The following is a 19,587-nucleotide window of genomic DNA, read 5'->3' as shown; positions in this document are numbered from 1 at the left end:
CCGATGTTCTCGCCACAAGGCGATCAGGCGCTGGTCGAACTGATGCGGCGCAAGCCTTTGCTGGCCTTTGATTTCGACGGCACGCTGTCACCCATCGTCACGCGCCCGGAGCGCGCGCGCGTGCCTGCGGATTGGTCGGACACGCTCGCCGAATTGGCCACGTTGTTGCCCACAGCCATCGTCACCGGCCGGTCCGTGACCGACGTCTCCACCCGCCTGCCGTTCTCGCCGCGCTACATCCTCGGCAACCACGGCGCCGAAGACCCGCACGGCGCGATGGCGGCGGGCTCGCTGCACCGCCTGAACGATGTGCGCAGCAAGCTGGGGGCGCTCTCGTCTGAATGGCACGCCCTGGGCATCTCGCTTGAAGACAAGACTTTCTCGCTCGCCTTGCACTACCGTCAGGCGCCTGACCAGCGCGCCGCTCGGGCGTGGATCGACAACTTGCTCGATGGGGCGCACACCGGGCTGCACCTGTTCCACGGCAAGTGTGTTCTGAACATCGCCCCCGACGATGCCGACGACAAGGCCGATGCGGTGATGTCGCTCGTGCGGCGCAGCGGCGTGGATGCCGCGCTGTTCGCTGGCGACGACATCAACGACGAGCCCGTCTTCGAGCGCGTGCCGTCCGACTGGCTCACGATCAAGGTCGGCAACGACGGCCACCCGAGCAAGGCGCGCTTCGTCGTCGACTCACAGGACGACATGGGCCAGTTGCTGCAGCGCCTGTTGGAGCTGGCCCGGGCGAACAACGCCTGAGCTGCGTCAGCCCTCGTACTCGCTGAGTGGCACGCAGCTGCAGAAGAGATTGCGGTCGCCGTAGACGTTGTCCACACGACCCACCGGCGCCCAGTACTTCTGCAGGCGCAGGCTCTTCACCGGGTAGGCCGCCTCTTCTCGCGTGTACGGGTGGGGCCACTCGTTCTTGAGCAAGGCTGGTGCGGTATGCGGCGCGGCTTTCAGCGGGTTGTCGTCCTGCGGCCACTGGCCCTGTTCGACGCGTGCGATCTCTTGGCGAATGGCGATCATTGCGTCGCAGAAGCGATCGAGCTCGACCAGAGGCTCGCTCTCGGTCGGCTCGACCATCAGCGTGCCGGCCACCGGGAAGCTCAGCGTGGGCGCGTGGAAGCCGTAGTCGATGAGGCGCTTGGCCACGTCTTCGGCGGTCACGCCCGAGCTGTCCTTCAGCGGGCGCAGGTCGAGGATGCACTCGTGCGCCACGCCGCCACCCTTCACGCCGGCGATGTTGCCGCTGTAGTGGATGTCGTAGTGCTCGGCCAGGCGCGCCGCAATGTAGTTGGCGCTCAGGATGGCGGTCTCGGTGGCCTGCTTCAGGCCATCGGCGCCCATCATGCGCACGTACATCCAGCTGATCGGCAGCACGGCTGCGTTGCCGAGTGGTGCGGCGCTGACGGCGCCGACGTTGGTCTCGGCACCCAGGCCGGCCGCGCGGTGCGCCGGGAGATAGGGCACGAGGTCTTCGACCACGCAGACGGGGCCGACGCCCGGGCCACCACCGCCGTGCGGGATGCAGAAGGTCTTGTGCAGGTTGAGGTGGCTCACGTCGCCGCCGAACTCGCCCGGCGCAGCAATGCCGACCAGCGCGTTCATGTTGGCGCCGTCGACATAGACGCGGCCGCCGTGCTGGTGGATCAGCGCGCACAGCTCCTTCACGCGCGTCTCGAACACGCCGTAAGTGCTGGGGTAGGTGATCATCACGCAGGCCAAGTGGGCGCTGTGTTGCTCGCACTTGGCCTTGAGGTCGGCGAGGTCGACGTTGCCGTCGGCGTCGCACTTGGTCACCACCACCTGCATGCCCACCATCTGCGCGCTGGCGGGGTTGGTGCCGTGGGCCGATTCGGGGATCAGGCAGATGTTGCGGTGGCCCTGGCCCTTGGCCTCGTGGAAGGCCTTGATGGCCAGCAGGCCGGCGTACTCGCCCTGCGAGCCGGCGTTGGGCTGCAGGCTGATGCCGGCGTAGCCGGTGGCCTGGCAGAGCCAGTCGCGCAGCTGCTGGTCAAGCTCGGCGTAGCCCTGCAGCTGATCCTGCGGCGCGAAGGGGTGCACGTTGGCGAACTCGGGCCAGGTGATGGGGATCATCTCGCTGGTCGCGTTGAGCTTCATCGTGCACGAGCCCAGCGGGATCATGCTGCGGTCGAGCGCGATGTCCTTGTCCGACAGGCTGCGGATGTAGCGCAGCATCTCGGTCTCGGAGTGGTGGGTGTTGAAGACCGGGTGCGTGAGGAAAGGCGTCTTGCGGCGCATCGCGGCCGGGATGAGGTCGGGCGCGCCGGCCAGGTCGTCCACACTCGGCAGCGCTTGCTTGTCGTCGGCAAACACGCGCCAGAGCAGCGCGAGGTCGTCGCGTGTGGTGGTCTCGTCGAGCGACATGCAGACCCAGCCGTCCCATGCGCGACGGAGGTTGGCGCCGAGCGACACGGCGCGCTGCATCAGGCGCTCGGTGTTGTCGCCGGTGCGGATGCACAAGGTGTCGAAGGTGCCGCGCTCCAGGTGGTGCGTGGCCGTGGTCGAGAGGTCGAGGCCAAGCTTTTGCAGGCCGGCCACCAGGATCGCGGTGTAGCGCGCCACGCGCTGCGCGATGCGCGTGAGGCCCTGCGGGCCGTGGTAGACGGCGTACATGCTCGCCACCACGGCGGGCAGCACCTGCGCCGTGCAGATGTTGGAGGTGGCCTTTTCGCGGCGGATGTGCTGCTCGCGCGTTTGCAGCGCCAGGCGGTAGGCCGGGTTGCCGTGCGCATCGACGCTCACGCCGACCAGCCGGCCGGGCAGCGAGCGCTTGAACTCGTCCTTGGTGGCCAGGTAGGCCGCGTGCGGGCCACCGCAGCCCATGGGCATGCCGAAGCGTTGCGTGGTGCCGAGCACGATGTCTGCGCCCATCTCGCCCGGGGTCTTGAGCAGCGTCAGTGCCAACAGGTCGGCCGCCATGATGAACGCAGCTTTCTTGGCGTGGACCGTTTCGACTTCAGCCGTCCAGTCGTAGATCCAGCCGCTGCTGGCCGGGTACTGCACCATCGCCGCGAAGTAGTCGTCGGCGTTGACGGCAGCCGTCCACTCGTCGTGCGAATTCGCCACCTTCACGGTGATGCCCAGCGGCTGCGCGCGGGTGTTCAGCACTTCGAGCGTCTGCGGGTGGGTATCGCCCGACACCACGAACACGTTGCCGCTGGCACGCACGCTGCGGCGCGCCAGCGTCATGGCCTCGGCGGCGGCGGTGGCCTCGTCGAGCATCGACGCGTTGGCGATCGACATGCCGGTGAGGTCGCACACCATGGTCTGGAAGTTGACCAGCGCCTCCATGCGCCCTTGCGAGATCTCGGCCTGGTAGGGCGTGTACGCGGTGTACCAGGCGGGGTTCTCGAGGATGTTGCGCAAGATGACGCCCGGCGTGTGCGTGCCGTGGTACCCCTGGCCGATGAAACTCCTCAGCACCTTGTTCTTGCCCGCCAATGCCTTGAGTTCGGCCAGCGCCTGGGCCTCGGTGAGCGGCGCCGGCAGATCCATCGGCTTGGGGCGCGCGATGGCGCGCGGCACGATGGCCTCGATCAGTGCTTGGCGCGAGGCCGCACCGATGGCGGACAGCATGCGCCGTTCGTCCTCGGGTTCGATGCCGATGTGGCGGGCAACGAATTCACTGGAGTTCTCGAGCTCACCGAGAGATTGGAGCGCAGGCGTCGACATGGCGGTGCAGGGCAGGGGAATAGCTGTCGGAGAAAGAAGGATCAGGCGTTCTTGACGAGCTCGTCGTAGGCGGGCGCATCGAGCAGGTGCTCGAACTCGGCCATGTCGGCCACGCGGACCTTGAAGAACCAGCCGTTCCCCAGCGGATCGGTGTTGGCCAGGGCCGGGTCGGCGCGCAATGCCTCGTTGACTTCGACGATCTCGCCGCTGACCGGCATGTACAGGTCGGCGGCCGCCTTGACGGACTCGACCACGCCGGCCACTTCGCCCTTCTTGAAGCTGCGGCCCACCTCGGGCAGGTCCACGAACACCACGTCGCCCAGAGCATCCTGCGCATGCAGCGTGATGCCCACCGTGGCGGCCTCGTGGTCTTCGATGTTGATCCACTCGTGATCGGGGGTGTACATGGTCGTCATGGGTGCTCCTGGTATGGGAAGAAACGAAGAGGGCTGGAAAGAAAGAGGAAAGCCGATCAACCGCGGTGGTAGCGGTGTGGCGTGAAAGGCATTGTGGTCACCCGCATGGGTTGTGCCTTGCCGCGCACCTCGGCGAACACCTCGTGGTGCGCCAGCGCATGGTTGCTGGCGAGGTAGGCCATCGCGATGGGCTGATTGACGGTGGGCGACAGCGTGCCGCTCGTCACGTGGCCGAGCTTGTGACCCTTGGCGTCGACCAGACTGGCGCCCTCGCGCACCGGCACGCGCTCCAGGCCGAGCAGGCCCACGCGCTTGTTGCTGGCGCCATGCGCCATCTGGCTGTCGATCACGTTGGCCCCGGGGTAGCCACCGGCGCGGGCGCCGCCGGCACGGCGCACCTTCTGGATCGCCCAGGTGAGACCGGCTTCGACCGGTGTGGTGCTGTCGTTGATGTCGTGTCCATAGAGGCACAGGCCGGCCTCCAGGCGCAGCGTGTCGCGTGCCCCCAGGCCGGCGGGCTTGACTTCGGGCAGGGCAAGCAGTGCGCGTGCCAGCGCCTCGGCCACGTCGGCCGGCACCGAGATCTCGAAGCCGTCTTCGCCGGTGTAGCCGGACCGCGTGACGAAGCAATCGGCACCGGCAATGTGCGCGTGCATGCCGGTCATGAAGGTGAGATCGGCCACGGCCGGGTTAAGGCGGCGCAGGGCCGTCACGGCCTTCGGCCCCTGCAGCGCCAGCAGGGCGTTGTCGGGCAACGCTTGCACGCTGCAGCGGTGACCGATGTGGGTGGTGAGGTGGCGGACGTCGGCCGCCTTGCAGCCGGCGTTGACGACGAGTAAGAGGTCGTCTTCGCGCCGCGTGATCATCAGGTCGTCGAGGATGCCGCCGCTGGCATTGGTGAAGAAGCCGTAGCGCTGCTTGCCGACCGCCAGATCGACCACGTCGACCGGCACCAGCGATTCGAGCGCCTTGGCGGCATCGGCGCCCACGAGTCGTACCTGGCCCATGTGAGACACATCGAACAGCGACGCCGATTCTCGGCAGTGCTTGTGCTCCGCAATGATGCCGCCGGGGTAGTTCACCGGCATGTCGTAGCCAGCGAAAGGCACCATCTTGGCCCCGAGTTCGACGTGGAGCGCGTAGAGCGGCGTTGTCAGCAGGGCGGGGCTATGCGGCAAGGGTTGGGCGGACATGACGATCTCCGAGGGCATTGTTGTTGTCAAAGCATCCATCGCCTGCGCGATGAATGCCTTAATGCCCTCACTGTCCGCTCTACCTGAGAGATTGATGCGGGCCGGTCAGACCGGCTTCGCACTTGCCCCTTCGGTGGGCCCACTCGGGGTGGGCCTCTCTCCAGCGAGGTACGCCACACGTCGTGCACATGACGCGAAGCGTTTGCCAGTCCTTTTGCCTGAGCGTTCGAGCCCGGCATTTGCTGGGCCCTGCGCCTTCGGCGGCTTCTCGGGGAAGCTCTCTCCTGGCTGGGGGAGTGTAGTCCCCCCGCGGCGATTTACATGCCGGAATAGTTCGGGCCGCCGCCGCCTTCCGGGGTGACCCAGACGATGTTCTGCGTCGGGTCCTTGATGTCGCAGGTCTTGCAGTGCACGCAGTTCTGCGCGTTGATCTGCAGGCGGTCGGTGTTGTCCGCGTTCTTGACGAACTCGTACACCCCAGCGGGGCAGTAGCGGCTCTCCGGGCCCGCGTACTTGGCGAGGTTGATCTGCACCGGCACGCTGGGGTCCTTCAGCGTCAGGTGCGAGGGCTGGTGCTCTTCGTGGTTGGTGTTCGAGACGAACACCGAGCCCAGGCGGTCGAAGGTGATCTTGTTGTCAGGCTTCGGGTAGGCGATCTGCTCGCACTCGGCGGCCGGCTTGAGGTACAGGTGGTCGGCCTTCTCGCGGTGGAAGGACCACGGCGGCGCCTTGAAGCCCAGGCGCGGCAGCACCCAGTGCTCGATGCCCACCATCAGCGCACCGAACAGGTTGCCGAACTTGAACCAGCTCTTGAAATTGCGCGAGCCCTCCAGCTCCTGCTTGAGCCAGCTCTTCTCGAAGGCCTGCGGGTAGTCCGTGAGCTCGTCGCCCTCGCGGCCAGCCGTCACAGCCTTGAACAACGATTCGGCGCACAGCATGCCGCTCTTGATCGCCGCATGGCTGCCCTTGATGCGCGCCCCGTTCAGGTAGCCCGCGTCGCAGCCCACGAGCGCGCCGCCCGGGAAGATCGTCTTGGGCAGGCTCATGATGCCGCCCGTGGTGATGGCGCGTGCGCCGTAGCTCAGGCGCTTGCCGCCTTCGAGGAACTGCTTGATGCGCGGGTGCGTCTTCCAGCGCTGCATCTCCTCGAACGGGCTCAGCCAGGGGTTGCTGTAGTTGAGGCCTGTGACGAGCCCGAGCGTGACCTTGTTGTCTTCCAGGTGGTACATGAAGCCGCCACCATAGGTGTCGTCCTTCATGGGCCAGCCAGCGGTGTGGATCACGAGGCCGGCCTTGTGTTTGGCCGGGGCGATCTCCCACAGCTCCTTCACGCCGATCGCGTAGGCCTGCGGGTCGCGGCCTTCGTCGAGGTGGAACTTGGCGATGAGCTGCTTGCCCAGATGGCCGCGCGAGCCTTCGGCGAACACGGTGTACTTGCCGTGCAGCTCCATGCCGAGCTGGAAGTTCTCGTTGGGCTGGCCGTCCTTGCCGATGCCGACATTGCCGGTGGCCACGCCCTTGACCGACCCGTTTTCGTTGTAGAGCACCTCAGCGGCCGCGAAGCCGGGGAAGATCTCCACGCCGAGCGCTTCGGCCTGCTGTCCGAGCCACTTGACCACGTTGCCCAGGCCGACGATGTAGTTGCCTTCGTTGTGGAAGCAGTTGGGAATCAGGAACTGCGGCGTGTCGAACGCGCCGCCCTGCGTCAGCCACAGCAGCTTGTCGCCGGTGACCGCCTGGTTGAGCGGTGCGCCCTTTTCCTTCCAGTCTGGGATCAGTTCGGTGAGGGCCTTCGGGTCCATCACCGCGCCACTCAGCGTGTGTGCGCCGGGCTCGGAGCCCTTTTCGAGCACGACCACGGAGACTTCCTTCTCCTGGGCAGCCGCGAGTTGCTTGATGCGAATCGCCGTTGCCATGCCCGCCGGGCCGCCGCCGACGATGACCACGTCATATTCCATGGCCTCGCGAGGACCGTACTGGGCAAGAATTTCGGCGGGGGTCATGCAGTCTCCTTGATTAAGCATCACCGCGCATTCTAATTGCGGAGAAGACCGAAAAGAACGGTCGTTCGTTTCTGTTTCGCTGTGCAGGCGCGAGGCCAGTGATGTCGTGGCTGCGTGATATCTTCATCGCCACTTTCCGAAGACGACGTTGAGGAGTACGACATGGGCTACACCATCGATCTGTCGGGCCGTGTGGCCCTGGTGACCGGTGCTTCGAGTGGGTTGGGCACCCAATTCGCGAAGACCTTGGCGACTTCAGGGGCCGCAGTTGTCCTCGCAGGTCGCCGCGTCGAGCGGCTGAAAGCGCTGCGCGCCGAGATCGAAGCCTCGGACGGCGATGCCCACGTGGTCGAACTCGACGTGACCGACCACGACAGCATCAAGTCAGCCGTGGCGCACGCCGAGACCGAGGTGGGCACCATCGACATCCTGGTCAACAACTCGGGTGTGAGCACCACGCAGAAGCTCACCGAGGTCTCGCCCGACGACTACGACCACGTGATGGACACCAACACGAAGGGTGCCTTCTTCGTGGCGCAAGAGGTTGGCAAGCGGATGATCGCGCGCTCCCGGGGCGCGGCCCCCGGCACCTTCACGGGTGGGCGCATCGTCAACATTGCGTCGATGGCGGGGCTCAAGGTGCTCGGCCAGATCGGCGTGTACTGCATGAGCAAGGCCGCGGTGGTTCACATGACCCGCGCCATGGCGCTCGAATGGGGCCGCTACGGCATCAACGTGAACGCCATCTGCCCCGGCTACATCGACACCGAGATCAACCACCACCACTGGCATACCGACCAGGGCCAGAAACTCATCAGCATGCTGCCGCGAAAGCGCGTCGGCCAGCCGCAGGACCTGGACGTGGTGCTGATGATGCTTTGCTCCAACCAGAGTCACTTCGTGAACGGCGCCGTGATCCAGGCCGACGACGGCTTCGCGCTCTGATGGCGAGCCGTCGCCGGATGAGTACACCCGTCGATCCCGCGAGGGGATGCCGCCTTGACTGGGGCGACCCGGCGCTGGGCGGCGCGCATGCGTGATTTGTCGCTGCTTGAGGCGCGCGTGCTGGGCGTGCTGATCGAGAAGGCGCACACCGTCCCAGACAGCTACCCGCTCTCGCTCAACGCGCTGGCGTCGGGCTGCAACCAGAAGACCGCACGCGACCCGGTGATGAACGCGACCGACGCCGAGGTGCAGGTGGCCGTCGATGCGTTGAAGCAGCTGCACCTGGTATTCGAGTCCAGCGGCTCCCGGGTAGCTCGTTATGAGCACAACCTCGGCCGCACGCTCGCGCTCCCATCGCAATCGGTCGCGATACTGGCTGTGCTCATGCTGCGCGGGGCGCAGACCAGCGCCGAATTGCGCGCCAACTGCGATCGCCTGCATCGCTTTGCGGACGTGTCGTCGGTGGAGGCCTTTCTCGACGAACTGGCCAATCGATCCGACGAGAAGGGCGGCGCCCTGGCGCTCAAGCTGCCGCGCGCGCCAGGCGCCCGCGAAGCGCGCTGGACACACCTGCTGTGCGGTGAGGTCGACGTGGCAGCGATTGCGGTGTCGGCCGCGCCTGAAGATTTCGTCGCGGCGACGGAGCTGGCCGCGCTTCGCGCGCAGCAGCAAGCCATGCAGAGCGAACTACACGACCTGCGATCCCTCGTGGAAAGGCTTTACGTCGAGCTGGGCGTCGGTAAGACTTGAGGCCAAGGAGAGGGAGGGCGCATGCGCATCGAGATCCCGGAGCACAAGCGACTGGTTCACCAGATGCAGATTGCCATCCGTTGGGGCGACATGGACGCCATGGGCCATGTCAACAACGTGAGCTACTTCCGCTACCTGGAGACGGCACGTATCGAGTGGCTCAATGAAGCGGGCTTCCAGCCCGACCCGGGCGGCGAAGGCTTCGTGATCATCAATGCCTTCTGCAACTTCCTGAAGCAGCTCGAGTATCCCGGCGAGATCCTCGCCAAGACCTACGCGGCGAATCTCGGCCGCAGCAGCTTCGATTCCTTCACCACGCTGGAGCGCCTCGATCAACCCGGCGTGGTCAGCGCGGCGGGCGGGGCCACCATCGTGTGGGTGAACTTTCCGCAACAGAAGTCGATGCCGTTCCCCGATCGCCTGCGCACTCTGATCGACCCGACCGTGTGATCACGATGCCGCTCCTTCGCGCCCTCATGCTCATGGCTGTGATGGCGCTGGCCGCCGCCGCGCGGGCCCAGGAGCCAGTGCAAGGAATCGACCTCACGGCCGTGCAGCGTGCCTGGGTGCAGACCCATCCGCAACTGCGAGTCGGTGTGTCGCGCGAATACCCGCCGTATTACTTTGTGCCGCCAGCGCCGGAGCGTCCGCATGGGTTCGTGATCAGCATGATCGACCTGTGGGCCGAGCGGCTGGACATGTCGGTCGACTTGCGTCGTTTCGAGAACAACGACGAAGCCGTTCGTGCCTTGCTGGCAGGCGAGATCGACATGGTCCCCTACGCCTTGCCGCAGGCGGGCAATGCGCTGGCGACCCTGCCGGTGTTCTCGGCCGACCAGGTGCTGGTCGCGCGGCGTGACGTGCCCGACGTCTCGGCCAACGGCGATTTCGGCCAGCACAGCGTGGCCGTTGTCGAGGGCTCGCCGGCTGCGGCGATGCTGGCCACCCGCTACCCGGGCGCCAAGGTCGCATTGTTTGCAACGCCCGAGGATGCGCTGAGGGCCGTTGCGTCCGGTACAGCCGATCTTTTCATCGGGTACCAGCAAGTGGTGGTCTACCACGTCGAGAAGCTCTTTCTGGCCAACCTGGTGATCCGCCGCAACCTCGGGCCCGGCAGCGTCGTCATCGGCCCCACAGTGCGGCGCGACGCGCAGTTGCTGCGCGAGGTGCTGGACAAGGCCATCGGTACGGTGACCGCCGCCGACCGATCGGCCCTGGCTGCACGCTGGTTGCCAGCCAGTCGCCTGGCGTCGCCGAGCGGCGCCAAGGCCGAGCTCACGCCGGCCGAAGCTGACTGGGTGGGCCGCAATGGCCGCGTGCGCATCGGCTACGACGCGAACTTCTCGCCCATCTCGCGGCAAGGTGACCTGGGCGAGGCCCAGGGCCTGGCGATCGACTACATGAGGCTGGTGGCGCGCAAGACCGGCCTGTCGATACAGACCGAGCAGGGCGGTGATTTCACCAGCATCTATTCCGACGGGGTGGCCAGCAAGTTCGACGTCCTCGTGGGGCTGGCCCGCATCCCGCAGCGTCGGCCCGACTACGACTTCGTCGGCCCCTTCTCGCGCGTGCCCACGGCCATCGTGATGCGCGCAGACGACCCGAGCCTGCTCAGCGATGTGCGCGAGTTCGGCGTTCGCAAGGTGGCCGTCATGAAGCGGCACTTTCTGATCCCCGAACTGAAGGCGCGCTACCCGGGCATCCATCTCGTGGAGCTGGAGCGGATCGATCAGGTGCTCGAGGCGCTGTCCGAGGGCGGGGCCGACGTGGCGTTGGGCAACGTCAAGGTGGTCAACGAGCTGATCGAGCGCCGCTTCGGTGGCGTGCTGCGCATCACCGGCACGGTCGCGGGGGGTGACAGCGAGTTGTACTTCGGGGTGCGCGCCGGCCAGCCGGAACTCAAGCAGATCCTGCGCAAGGGGCTCGACGCCGTGAGCGAAGCCGAGTCGAGCGACATCGCCGAACGCTGGCTGGTGGTGAAAGTGCAGCCCGGTGTCTCGCTGCGCAAGCTCATCACCTGGGGCGCGCCGATCCTGCTGGCAGCGCTCGTGGGCATGGCGCTGCTCTGGCACAGCCGCCGCAAGATGGCGGCGGCGCGCGCGATCGAGGCGCAGGGCCGAAAGCTGGCCGAGGACGCGGCGGCGACGCGCAGCAAGTTCCTGTCCTACCTGGCGCACGAGTTGCGCGGCACCCTGGGCACGGTGGCAAGCGCGGCGGAAATGGCCAAGGACCACCCCGACGAGACATTCCGGGGCTCGCTGCTCGATGCGATGTCCGAATCGATGCACGGCCTGAGCCAGGTGTTCGAGTCCACGCTGGCCTACGAGCAGACGCTGGCCAAGCCAATCGAACTGCAAGCGCAGTTGCAGAGCCTGTCGGTTCTGTGGACGCGCATGGTCGCGCCGGGCCAGCTGGCGGCGCACCAGAAGGGCATCGGCTTCGAGTCGCGGTGCGAAGCCCATGGCGAAACGGTGAACGTTGACGGCCCACGGCTGCAGCAGGTGATGAGCAACCTGCTGCACAACGCCGTCAAGTTCACCGACAAGGGTGGCGTCAGTGTTCGGGGGCGATGGGTGAGCGGCAACGCGGATTCCATCTTGCGTGACTTCGAGATCACCGTGGCCGACAACGGCCCCGGCATGTCGGCCGATGAGATCACGCGCATATTCGAGCCCTACGCGCAGGGTGCCGAAGGGCTGCGGCTGCGCCATGGCGCGGGCCTGGGCCTGGCGATCGCGCGCCAGATTGTTGTGGCAATGGGCGGGCGCGTCGAGGCACGCAGCACGCCCGGTCAAGGGGCGGTGTTCACCGTCCGGGTGCCGCTCGCGATCAGACGCTGAGCAGCTTGTGCACCAGTTCGGGTGTGGTGGCGGCGGCGTACTTGCGCATCAACCGCGCGCGATAGACATCCACGGTGCGGGGGCTGATGCCCAGCTTCTTGCCGATCAGTTTGCTGGTCAGGCCGTCGATCAACAGGGCGGCGATCTCACGTTCGCGTGCCGTGAGTTCGGCCTTGAGCTGGCGCACCGGCGAGAGGTCTTCGAACGTCCAGATGCCTGCGGCGTGGGGCTGTTTCGGGTCGAGCGCGCGGCCTGCCACGTGGCACCAGAACAGCTCGCCACCCTGCGGGCCGCTCACCCGTTTCATGACGCGTTCGTCCGCATACCAGCCGTTGGCGTTGAGGCTGGCCACGATGCGCGCGCCGGTGCGCTCGAACTCGTCGTGGGTGGGGTAGAGGATCTCGAAGGATTGGCCCAGCAGTTGCTCGATCGACGCACCGAACATCTCCAGCAGCTGCTGGTTGCAGTCCACCATCAGCCGGTTGCGCGACAAGACCATGCCCACGGGGGCGAGGTCGAAGGCGGTTCGGTAGTCGTCGGCGTTCAGAGTCATCGTGTGAGGCACCGCTTCGCCGGCCAGGTGCCGGGTATGTGTGTAATGAATTCTACGTAACGACTACGTAATTCGTTAAGTAGTACCCTTGCCGGCTGCAATCCACCGTGAGGAGAGACAGGACATGAACAAGGTCTATCCCAGTGCCGCCGAGGCGCTGAAAGGGGTCGTCAAGGATGGCCAGTTGCTGGCTGTTGGCGGTTTCGGCCTGTGCGGCATCCCCGAGGCACTGATTGCAGCGCTGCGCGACAGCGGCGCGAAGGACCTCACGGCCATCTCGAACAACGCGGGGGTCGACGGTTTCGGCCTCGGCCTGCTGCTCGAATCACGCCAGATCAAGAAGATGATCTCCAGCTACGTGGGCGAGAACAAGGAGTTCGAGCGCCAGTACCTGGCCGGCGAGCTGGAGTTGGAGTTCACGCCGCAGGGCACGCTCGCCGAGAAGCTGCGCGCAGGCGGTGCGGGCATCCCGGCCTTCTATACCCGCACCGGTGTCGGCACGATGGTCGCCGAAGGCAAGGAGACGCGCGAGTTCGACGGCCAGCTCTACGTGATGGAGAAGTCGCTGGTGCCCGATGTGGCGCTCGTCAAGGCGCACATTGCGGACAAGAGCGGCAATCTCGTCTTTCGCCGCACGGCACGCAACTTCAACCCGGCGTGCGCGATGGCCGGCAAGATCACCATCGTCGAGGTCGAGCAACTCGTCGAGACCGGCGCGCTCGATCCGGATGCCATCCACCTGCCCGGCATCTACGTGCACCGCATCGTGGTGAACGCTTCGCCCGAGAAGCGCATCGAGAAGCGCCTCACCCGCCCGGCGGCCTGACCCTGAGCACAAGAAGGAGAACGACATGCCCTGGACCCAAGACGAAATGGCCGCGAAGGCCGCCTCCGAGCTGAAGGACGGCTACTACGTGAATCTCGGCATCGGCATCCCCACGCTCGTGGCGAACCATGTGCCGGCCGACATCGAGGTGTGGCTGCAAAGCGAGAACGGCATGCTGGGCATCGGCCCCTTCCCGACCGAAGACGAAGTCGACGCCGACCTCATCAACGCCGGCAAGCAGACCGTGACGACCATCCCCGGCACCAGCATCTTCGGCTCGCACGACAGCTTCGCGATGATCCGTGGCGGCAAGATCAACCTCGCCATCCTCGGCGCCATGCAGGTCAGCGAGAAGGGCGACCTCGCCAACTGGATGATCCCCGGCAAGATGGTCAAGGGCATGGGCGGCGCCATGGACCTGGTGGGCGGCGTGCCGCGCGTGCTGGTGGTGATGGAGCACGTGGCCAAGAAGAAGGACGGCAGCACCGACCTCAAGATCCTGCCCAAGTGCACGCTGCCGCTCACCGGTGTCGGCGTGGTCAACCGCATCATCACTGACCTGGCGGTGATGGACGTCACCCCTCAAGGCCTGAAGCTCGTAGAGATGGCTCCAGGTGTGAGCCGCGAAGAGTTGCAGAGCAAGACCGGCGTGCCGCTGCACTGAGCCGCTTACGCCCAAACCCACGAAGACGGGCCGCGTTCAGCGGCCCTTTTTCATGGCCTGCGCAGCCTCGGTCACGAGCGGCGGGCCCTTGTAGATGAAGCCGGTGTAGAGCTGCACCAGGTCGGCGCCGGCCGCAAGCTTGGCCTGCGCATCGGCGCCGCTCATCACGCCGCCGGCGCCGATGAGCGGAACGCCGGCACCCAGGGCGGCGCGCAATTGCGCAATCACCCGGTTGCTGGCCTCGAACACCGGCGCGCCAGAGAGGCCGCCAGTCTCTTCGCCATGCGGCAGGTGTTTCACGGCATCGCGCGCCAGCGTGGTGTTGGTGGCGATCACGCCATCGATGCCGTTCTCGCGGATGGAGGTGGCGATCACCGCCACTTGCGACTCGTCGAGATCGGGCGCGATCTTCACGAAGATCGGCACCTGCCTGCCGTGCGTCTGGGCGAGCTTCGATTTGCGCTCCTGCACGGCGGCCAGCAGCGCATCGAGTGCCTGATCGCTTTGCAATTCGCGCAGGTTCTTGGTGTTGGGCGACGAGATGTTGACCGCCACGTAGTCGGCGTGCGGGTACACGCCGTCGAGGCAGATCAGGTAGTCGTCTACTGCCCGCTCGATGGGCGTGGCGGCGTTCTTGCCGATGTTCAGGCCCAGGATGCCGCCTTGCTGGCGGAAGCGGCTGCGCTTGACGTTGGCGACGAAGGTGTCGAGGCCTTCGTTGTTGAAGCCCAGCCGGTTGATCAGCGCCTGGGCTTCGGGCAGGCGGAACATGCGCGGCTTGGGGTTGCCCGGCTGCGCCTTGGGCGTGACCGTGCCCACTTCGACGAAGCCGAACCCCATGGCGCCGAACGCGTCGATCGCGCGGCCGTTCTTGTCCAGCCCCGCGGCCAGACCCACACGGTTGCGGAACTTGAGGCCGGCCAGCGTCAGCGGGTCCTCCACCGGCGTCTGCGCCACGGCGCAGATCAGCGGGGTGTGCTGGATGCGTGCGAGCGCACCCAGGGTCAGGTCGTGGGCCTGCTCGGGATCGAGGCCGAAGAGGAAAGGGCGGGTGAGGGCGTAGGGAACGAAGGACATGCCGAGGCGACGCAGAAGGGGTCTTGGATAATCACCGGATTGTCTCAAACGCCCGTGGCCCCACCGGTGCCACGCAACCCCATGACTCAAGACGAACTCAAGGCCCTGGTAGGCCAGGCCGCGCTGGCCTACGTGGTGCCCGGCAGTGTGGTCGGTGTCGGTACCGGGTCGACCGTCAATTGCTTCATTGACGCACTCGCCGGCATGAAGGACCGCATCGCCGGTGCCGTCTCCAGCAGCGAGAAAAGCAGCGAGCGCCTGCGCGCGCATGGCATCTCGGTGCTCGACAGCAACGGCGTCGACAGCATTCCGGTCTACATCGACGGGGCCGACGAAATCGACCACGGCGGCCACATGATCAAGGGTGGTGGCGCGGCGCTCACGCGCGAGAAGATCGTGGCCGACATCGCCGAGCGCTTCATCTGCATCGCCGATGAGTCCAAGCTCGTACAGACACTGGGGCGCTTCCCGCTGCCGGTGGAGGTGATCCCGATGGCGGCAGCGCAAGTGGCCCGTCGGCTGCGCACGCTGGGTGGTGACGCGCAGCTCCGCGCCGGGGTGACGGACAACGGGTGCCACATCCTCGATGTGCGCGGGCTGTCGATCACCGACCCCACTGCCATGGAGCGCGACATCAACCAGTGGCCGGGCGTGGTGAGCGTGGGCATCTTTGCGCGCAACAAGGCGAGCGTGTGCCTCCTGGGCACGGCGCAGGGCGTGAAAACGCTGACTTTCTGATCGCGCACTTCCAGCGCGATCCAACACCGCGTACCCTCGGGGCTGTTTCACAGCGAACCGAGCTGCGCTCAGAGGAAGGACGGCCCATGGCCAAACCAAACTATTCGTTCGAGAAGCGCCAGCGAGAACTGGCGAAGAAGAAGAAGAAAGAAGAGAAGATCAAGGAACGCGCCGAACGCAAATCGGGCGGGCCGGGGCAGGACGAGGCCGAGCCGGGCGAAGAAGCCGGCTCCGAGACGACCGAGGAAGGCGCCGCGCCGCCGCCCAACCAGGTCTGAAGCGTGGGCTGCGTCGGCCGGCGGCTCAGTCCGCCGACGCCGCCGGCGCCGCATCTCCCGGCCGCGACGCGCGCCGCACCGCGCGGCTGATGAAGCGCGCGGGGTCGATCGCATCGAGCAGGCTGGTTTCAATCGGGCAGGGTGCGCCCGAGATCAGCGCCGCCACGGTCTGAGCGCCCAGGGCTGACCAGGTGATGCCGCGCGAGCCGAGCGCGGCGTGCACATAGAGCCCATCCAACCGAGGTACGAAACGAGGCTGGTCCAGCGGGCGGGCCATGGCAGAGGTCGCCTGCATGTCTGGCACCGCACCGACCAAGGGCAGGCGGTCGGGCGTCGACCAGCGCCAGCCGGTGCGGCCATCCAGTTCGGACATCGGCAGTTCGATGGCCGGTACACCCAGCAGCCGCGCCAGTTGTTCGAGGTTGGCGCGGTGGTCGATCTCGCGCACCGCGGGGTCCATGTCGTGTGCTTGCGAGGTCGCGCCGAACGTGGTGCGGCCATCGACGGGCGGCAGCAGGTATCCGGCACCCGCGATAGGCAGCCGTGTGCGCGGCAACCGGGTGGCGTCGATCTGGCTGAGTTGGCCACGCAGCGGGGCGATCGGCCAGAGCGCGTGGCCAAGCAGGCGTTGTGCGTCGCCGGCGTTGGCCAGGACCACGACCTCGGCCTCGTCGATGACGCTGCCGTGCGCATCGAGCAATTGCCAGCGGGGGCCGTGCCGGCGCAGCCCCTCGACCCGCGTGTCACCGCGAAGAAGCGCCCAGGGGCGTGCGCGATCGAGCCAGTGGCGGGCCAGCGCGGCAGGGTCGACCCAACCGCCGCCGGGGTAGAACCAGGCCGCCTGATCGAGTGGCAGGCCGGACATCTCGCTGGCCTCGCCGGGCGAGAGGGCGCGCACGTAGTCGGTGGGCAGGCCGAGGCGGGTCAAGGTGGCGGCCATGGTGACGGGGTCGCCATCGTCCAGCCGCAGCAGGCCGGTCGCTGAGCCTGCGACAGCGCCAGCCTGCAGCGCATCTGCAATCCCGCGTTGCGCAAGCAGGGCAGCCGCACGGTTGAAGCGCGCGTGCGTGCCATCTTGCGAGTTGACGACCCCGTGGAAGAGACCGGCCGGGTTGCCCGAGGTTTCCTGCGCGGCGTGCGCGTGGCGGTCGCAGACGACGCTGTGCCAGCCTTGCTTCGCAAGCGCCGCGGCCGTGGCGCTGCCGGCCAGCCCCGCGCCGACGATGAGTGCGCGTTGTTCAGTGCTGCTCGAACCGCGCCGAACCGGCGCGCTTCGCGGCACGAACGCCGGTGCGTATCGGGCGAGCGTGATGTCTCGTTTGCCTCCACTGCCCGGCGCCTTGCGCACCTCGAAGCCGGCGGTGCGCAGCCCCGTTCGTACGGCGGCGGCGGCCGTCCAGGTGGCCAGGGTCGCGTCGGGCGCGGCCAATCTCGCCAGCGCCTTCAGCACTTGCGGTTGCCACATCTGCGGATTGCACGCAGGCTTGAAACCATCGAGGTAGAAGGCATCGACGCGTGCGGTGAGTTCGGGCAACCACGCCTGCACGTCGCCCAGTGCCAGCATCAGCTGCACCCGACCGCCTTCGAAGTGCATCGTGTGCAGGTTGTGGGTGAGCGGCGGCCAGGCTGCGATGAGTTCGCTGGCGAGCGACGCGAGCGGGGAGCGCTCGTGGGCTCGGCGCATGTCGCTCGCGCGAAACGGGTGCTTCTCGATGGAGAGGAACACCAGTCGTTGACAGCGCGCCGGGTCTTCGCGCCACGCCTGCCAGGTAGCGAGAAAGTTGTTGCCCAGGCCGAAGCCCGTCTCGAGCACGACGAATCGCTCGCGGCCATGCCAGCGCCTTGGCAAGTCGTTGCCGTTCAGGAACACATGTCGCGTCTGCGAGAAGGCGTCGGCCTGCGGGTTGTAGACGTCCTGGAACTCCGGTGAATACGGCAGGCCTTCATCGGTGAATCTCAGCAGGGCCGGGATGATCGGCTGCGAGTTCATCGGCCCAGCCACTCCAGCAGGCGAGCGCGAGCATCTGTCAGGCCACGGTAGGCGAGCACGGCTGCGCTCATGCTCGCGAGGGCGTCGTGCACCTGCATTCGTTGCTCGGCCGTCGACAAGGCCAGTGTCAAGGGTGTCAGTTCGACGTGGATGGTGAACACCGCCTGGCCCAACTGAGGCAATGGAATGAAGGTCTGGCGCTCGGTGCGGAAGCGAGTCTCGCGCACGAGTTCATCGGGCGATGCGTTCGCCGGCCAGGCAGAGTGCTCCTTGCGCGCGGGGTGTGCGTGCAAGCGTGGGTGGCGCGTGATCGTCCACACGAAGCGCTCCCACCGCTCCGGGCCCGTGACGAGCCGCGCCAGATGCTCGCTCGCGCCGAGCAGCATTTGGTTGTCGGCGACAGGCGCGTGCACCTCGGCGAAGTGGCGGCCAATCTTCTCTTCAGGTGCCCACCCCGACGGCAGGCACACGGCCAACCAGGGGATCGTGGCATGGCGGCCATCGATGATGGCGAAGTCTTCGGCGAAGGCCAGGCAGAGCAGGGCAGCGTGGCGCCATGGCGGCGGCAGCGCCTTCACGCACGCGACAACCTCTGGCATGGCGGCGCCATGCTGCACCACGTCGTCACCGTGCAGCGAACAGCCCAGCCGCAGGGCATGCAGTGCGCCATCAGGGCCAATGGACCAAGCCGACGGATGCTCGACGGCCGCTTGCCTGCTCAGCGCCTCGAGCGCGGGTTGCGCGTCAAAGCCGCTCACCTGCAGCAAGGCCTGCTCTGGATACGCACTGAGCACGGCCAGCTTCTCGCGCAGGGCCCGATCGCCGGGTGCATTGGGCGTCAGCTGAGCCGCGCCGGGCGCGAGCCGGCGCAATCCGGGCTGCATGCGGAACGGGGCGCTGACGCTCGCGAAATCAAAGGCCATTCGCAAATCATGCCCAGAAAACGAAAAGGGCCCGCAGAGCGGGCCCACCTTCCCTCACGCCGACAGGCGTTACACGCGCTTGCGGTACTCGTGCGTGCGGGTGTCGATTTCGATCTTGTCGCCGGTCTCAACGAACAGCGGCACCGAGACCTCGAAGCCGGTGGCCAGCTTGGCGGGCTTGAGCACCTTGCCCGAGGTGTCGCCCTTGACGGCGGGTTCGGTGTACGTCACTTCGCGCACCAGGCTGGTCGGCAACTCGACAGAGATGGCCTTGCCTTCGTAGAACACCACTTCCACGGGCATCTGGTCTTCCAGGTACTGGATGGCGTCGCCCATGTTCTCGGCCTCGACCTCGAACTGGTTGTACTCGGCGTCCATGAACGCGTACATCGGGTCGGCGAAGTAGGAGTAGGTGCACTCCTTCTTTTCCAGGATGATCTGGTCCATCTTGTCGTCGGCCTTGAAGACGACTTCGGTGCCCGAGTTGTTGAGCAGGCTCTTGAGCTTCATGCGCACCGTGGCGGCGTTTCGGCCACCGCGGCTGTATTCCGTCTTGAGCACGACCATCGGGTCCTTGCCCTGCATGATGACGTTGCCAGCGCGAATTTCTTGAGCAATCTTCATAGCGATTTCCGATGCGGGAGCTGTTGGGGCGCGCACCGGGTTTCTTCACCAGAACGCGCAAAGCCGAG

18 protein-coding genes and 2 riboswitches are annotated in these 19,587 nt (G+C 66.6%); of the genes, 9 read left to right on the top strand and 9 right to left on the bottom strand.

The annotated features are described in order from the left end of the window. Window positions 1–3: 3 nt before the first annotated feature. Window positions 4–759, top strand: coding sequence for a trehalose-phosphatase (gene otsB / locus AC1KAR_RS02675; RefSeq protein WP_480314405.1), 756 nt, complete (start codon window positions 4–6; stop codon window positions 757–759). 6 nt (window positions 760–765) lie between these two features. On the opposite strand, the gene gcvP is transcribed toward otsB, so the two are convergent. The 4 genes from gcvP to AC1KAR_RS02655 form a co-directional block, all read right to left on the bottom strand. Continuing rightward, on the bottom strand, window positions 766–3,699 hold the full coding sequence (gene gcvP / locus AC1KAR_RS02670; RefSeq protein WP_480314404.1) for an aminomethyl-transferring glycine dehydrogenase: 2,934 nt from the start codon (window positions 3,697–3,699) through the stop codon (window positions 766–768). 41 nt (window positions 3,700–3,740) lie between these two features. Then, window positions 3,741–4,115: a glycine cleavage system protein GcvH gene (gene gcvH / locus AC1KAR_RS02665; RefSeq protein WP_480314403.1), complete on the bottom strand. Its 375-nt coding sequence runs from the start codon at window positions 4,113–4,115 to the stop codon at window positions 3,741–3,743. Between the two features lie 56 nt (window positions 4,116–4,171). Next, the gene (gcvT, locus tag AC1KAR_RS02660; protein WP_480314402.1) at window positions 4,172–5,308 is read right to left on the bottom strand and encodes a glycine cleavage system aminomethyltransferase GcvT; all 1,137 of its coding nucleotides are present in this window, start codon (window positions 5,306–5,308) and stop codon (window positions 4,172–4,174) included. A gap of 60 nt (window positions 5,309–5,368) precedes the next feature. After that, window positions 5,369–5,482, bottom strand: a riboswitch (glycine riboswitch). Between the two features lie 22 nt (window positions 5,483–5,504). Beyond that, window positions 5,505–5,605, bottom strand: a riboswitch (glycine riboswitch). Between the two features lie 20 nt (window positions 5,606–5,625). Then, a complete protein-coding gene (locus AC1KAR_RS02655; RefSeq protein ID WP_480314401.1) occupies window positions 5,626–7,311 on the bottom strand; it encodes an electron transfer flavoprotein-ubiquinone oxidoreductase in 1,686 nt (561 codons plus the stop codon). A gap of 162 nt (window positions 7,312–7,473) precedes the next feature. Here AC1KAR_RS02655 and AC1KAR_RS02650 point away from each other — a divergent pair, with 162 nt between their 5' ends. The 4 genes from AC1KAR_RS02650 (at window position 7,474) to AC1KAR_RS02635 (ending at window position 11,846) form a co-directional block, all read left to right on the top strand. Then, window positions 7,474–8,256, top strand: coding sequence for an SDR family oxidoreductase (locus AC1KAR_RS02650; protein WP_480314400.1), 783 nt, complete (start codon window positions 7,474–7,476; stop codon window positions 8,254–8,256). Window positions 8,257–8,343: 87 nt separating this feature from the next. Then, entirely contained in the window at window positions 8,344–9,006 is a 663-nt protein-coding gene (locus AC1KAR_RS02645) for a YceH family protein (protein ID WP_480317735.1), read from the top strand. A 21-nt stretch (window positions 9,007–9,027) separates the two neighbouring features. Then, window positions 9,028–9,456, top strand: coding sequence for an acyl-CoA thioesterase (locus tag AC1KAR_RS02640; protein ID WP_480314399.1), 429 nt, complete (start codon window positions 9,028–9,030; stop codon window positions 9,454–9,456). A 5-nt stretch (window positions 9,457–9,461) separates the two neighbouring features. Next, window positions 9,462–11,846 (top strand): transporter substrate-binding domain-containing protein, encoded by a 2,385-nt coding sequence (locus tag AC1KAR_RS02635; protein ID WP_480314398.1) that lies wholly within the window; start codon window positions 9,462–9,464, stop codon window positions 11,844–11,846. On the opposite strand, the gene AC1KAR_RS02630 is transcribed toward AC1KAR_RS02635, so the two are convergent. Continuing rightward, complete coding sequence (locus AC1KAR_RS02630; RefSeq protein WP_480314397.1) at window positions 11,836–12,399, bottom strand: LuxR C-terminal-related transcriptional regulator; 564 nt, start codon at window positions 12,397–12,399, stop codon at window positions 11,836–11,838. The two genes, AC1KAR_RS02635 and AC1KAR_RS02630, sit on opposite strands and share 11 nt — an antisense overlap. A gap of 124 nt (window positions 12,400–12,523) precedes the next feature. Here AC1KAR_RS02630 and AC1KAR_RS02625 point away from each other — a divergent pair, with 124 nt between their 5' ends. Further along, the gene (locus tag AC1KAR_RS02625; RefSeq protein WP_480314396.1) at window positions 12,524–13,225 is read left to right on the top strand and encodes a CoA transferase subunit A; all 702 of its coding nucleotides are present in this window, start codon (window positions 12,524–12,526) and stop codon (window positions 13,223–13,225) included. 25 nt (window positions 13,226–13,250) lie between these two features. Beyond that, the gene (locus AC1KAR_RS02620; protein ID WP_480314395.1) at window positions 13,251–13,889 is read left to right on the top strand and encodes a CoA transferase subunit B; all 639 of its coding nucleotides are present in this window, start codon (window positions 13,251–13,253) and stop codon (window positions 13,887–13,889) included. 36 nt (window positions 13,890–13,925) lie between these two features. On the opposite strand, the gene AC1KAR_RS02615 is transcribed toward AC1KAR_RS02620, so the two are convergent. Then, window positions 13,926–14,966, bottom strand: a complete 1,041-nt coding sequence (locus AC1KAR_RS02615) for a quinone-dependent dihydroorotate dehydrogenase (RefSeq protein WP_480314394.1) — start codon at window positions 14,964–14,966, stop codon at window positions 13,926–13,928. Window positions 14,967–15,047: 81 nt separating this feature from the next. Between AC1KAR_RS02615 and rpiA the strand changes: the two genes are divergently transcribed. Beyond that, the gene (gene rpiA, locus AC1KAR_RS02610; RefSeq protein ID WP_480314393.1) at window positions 15,048–15,704 is read left to right on the top strand and encodes a ribose-5-phosphate isomerase RpiA; all 657 of its coding nucleotides are present in this window, start codon (window positions 15,048–15,050) and stop codon (window positions 15,702–15,704) included. Window positions 15,705–15,790: 86 nt separating this feature from the next. Beyond that, window positions 15,791–15,982: a hypothetical protein gene (locus AC1KAR_RS02605; protein WP_480314392.1), complete on the top strand. Its 192-nt coding sequence runs from the start codon at window positions 15,791–15,793 to the stop codon at window positions 15,980–15,982. 25 nt (window positions 15,983–16,007) lie between these two features. Here AC1KAR_RS02605 and mnmC read toward each other — a convergent pair whose 3' ends face one another. From mnmC to efp, 3 genes are all read right to left on the bottom strand, one after another. Further along, window positions 16,008–17,972 (bottom strand): bifunctional tRNA (5-methylaminomethyl-2-thiouridine)(34)-methyltransferase MnmC2/FAD-dependent 5-carboxymethylaminomethyl-2-thiouridine(34) oxidoreductase MnmC1, encoded by a 1,965-nt coding sequence (gene mnmC / locus AC1KAR_RS02600; protein ID WP_480314391.1) that lies wholly within the window; start codon window positions 17,970–17,972, stop codon window positions 16,008–16,010. After that, window positions 17,969–18,895 carry a heme-dependent oxidative N-demethylase subunit alpha family protein gene (locus AC1KAR_RS02595; RefSeq protein ID WP_480314390.1) on the bottom strand — a complete coding sequence of 309 codons (927 nt, stop codon included), beginning with the start codon at window positions 18,893–18,895 and terminating at the stop codon, window positions 17,969–17,971. Before AC1KAR_RS02595 ends, mnmC begins: the two co-directional genes overlap by 4 nt. A 69-nt stretch (window positions 18,896–18,964) precedes the next feature. After that, entirely contained in the window at window positions 18,965–19,519 is a 555-nt protein-coding gene (gene efp, locus AC1KAR_RS02590) for an elongation factor P (protein ID WP_480314389.1), read from the bottom strand. Between the last annotated feature and the right edge of the window lie 68 nt (window positions 19,520–19,587).

The organism is Piscinibacter sp. PDB1-1 (assembly GCF_056675995.1).
The sequence above is the reverse complement of the archived record's forward strand: the minus strand, read 5'-3'. Positions and strand labels throughout refer to the sequence as shown.

Excerpts from the sequence above, each read along its gene's own strand:
- otsB (WP_480314405.1), top strand. The coding sequence starts at position 4 with ATGTTCTCGCCACAAGGCGATCAGGCGCTGGTCGAACTGATGCGGCGC.
- gcvP (WP_480314404.1), bottom strand. The coding sequence starts at position 3,699 with ATGTCGACGCCTGCGCTCCAATCTCTCGGTGAGCTCGAGAACTCCAGT.
- gcvH (WP_480314403.1), bottom strand. The coding sequence starts at position 4,115 with ATGACGACCATGTACACCCCCGATCACGAGTGGATCAACATCGAAGAC.
- gcvT (WP_480314402.1), bottom strand. The coding sequence starts at position 5,308 with ATGTCCGCCCAACCCTTGCCGCATAGCCCCGCCCTGCTGACAACGCCG.
- AC1KAR_RS02655 (WP_480314401.1), bottom strand. The coding sequence starts at position 7,311 with ATGACCCCCGCCGAAATTCTTGCCCAGTACGGTCCTCGCGAGGCCATG.
- AC1KAR_RS02650 (WP_480314400.1), top strand. The coding sequence starts at position 7,474 with ATGGGCTACACCATCGATCTGTCGGGCCGTGTGGCCCTGGTGACCGGT.
- AC1KAR_RS02645 (WP_480317735.1), top strand. The coding sequence starts at position 8,344 with ATGCGTGATTTGTCGCTGCTTGAGGCGCGCGTGCTGGGCGTGCTGATC.
- AC1KAR_RS02640 (WP_480314399.1), top strand. The coding sequence starts at position 9,028 with ATGCGCATCGAGATCCCGGAGCACAAGCGACTGGTTCACCAGATGCAG.
- AC1KAR_RS02635 (WP_480314398.1), top strand. The coding sequence starts at position 9,462 with ATGCCGCTCCTTCGCGCCCTCATGCTCATGGCTGTGATGGCGCTGGCC.
- AC1KAR_RS02630 (WP_480314397.1), bottom strand. The coding sequence starts at position 12,399 with ATGACTCTGAACGCCGACGACTACCGAACCGCCTTCGACCTCGCCCCC.
- AC1KAR_RS02625 (WP_480314396.1), top strand. The coding sequence starts at position 12,524 with ATGAACAAGGTCTATCCCAGTGCCGCCGAGGCGCTGAAAGGGGTCGTC.
- AC1KAR_RS02620 (WP_480314395.1), top strand. The coding sequence starts at position 13,251 with ATGCCCTGGACCCAAGACGAAATGGCCGCGAAGGCCGCCTCCGAGCTG.
- AC1KAR_RS02615 (WP_480314394.1), bottom strand. The coding sequence starts at position 14,966 with ATGTCCTTCGTTCCCTACGCCCTCACCCGCCCTTTCCTCTTCGGCCTC.
- rpiA (WP_480314393.1), top strand. The coding sequence starts at position 15,048 with ATGACTCAAGACGAACTCAAGGCCCTGGTAGGCCAGGCCGCGCTGGCC.
- AC1KAR_RS02605 (WP_480314392.1), top strand. The coding sequence starts at position 15,791 with ATGGCCAAACCAAACTATTCGTTCGAGAAGCGCCAGCGAGAACTGGCG.
- mnmC (WP_480314391.1), bottom strand. The coding sequence starts at position 17,972 with ATGAACTCGCAGCCGATCATCCCGGCCCTGCTGAGATTCACCGATGAA.
- AC1KAR_RS02595 (WP_480314390.1), bottom strand. The coding sequence starts at position 18,895 with ATGGCCTTTGATTTCGCGAGCGTCAGCGCCCCGTTCCGCATGCAGCCC.
- efp (WP_480314389.1), bottom strand. The coding sequence starts at position 19,519 with ATGAAGATTGCTCAAGAAATTCGCGCTGGCAACGTCATCATGCAGGGC.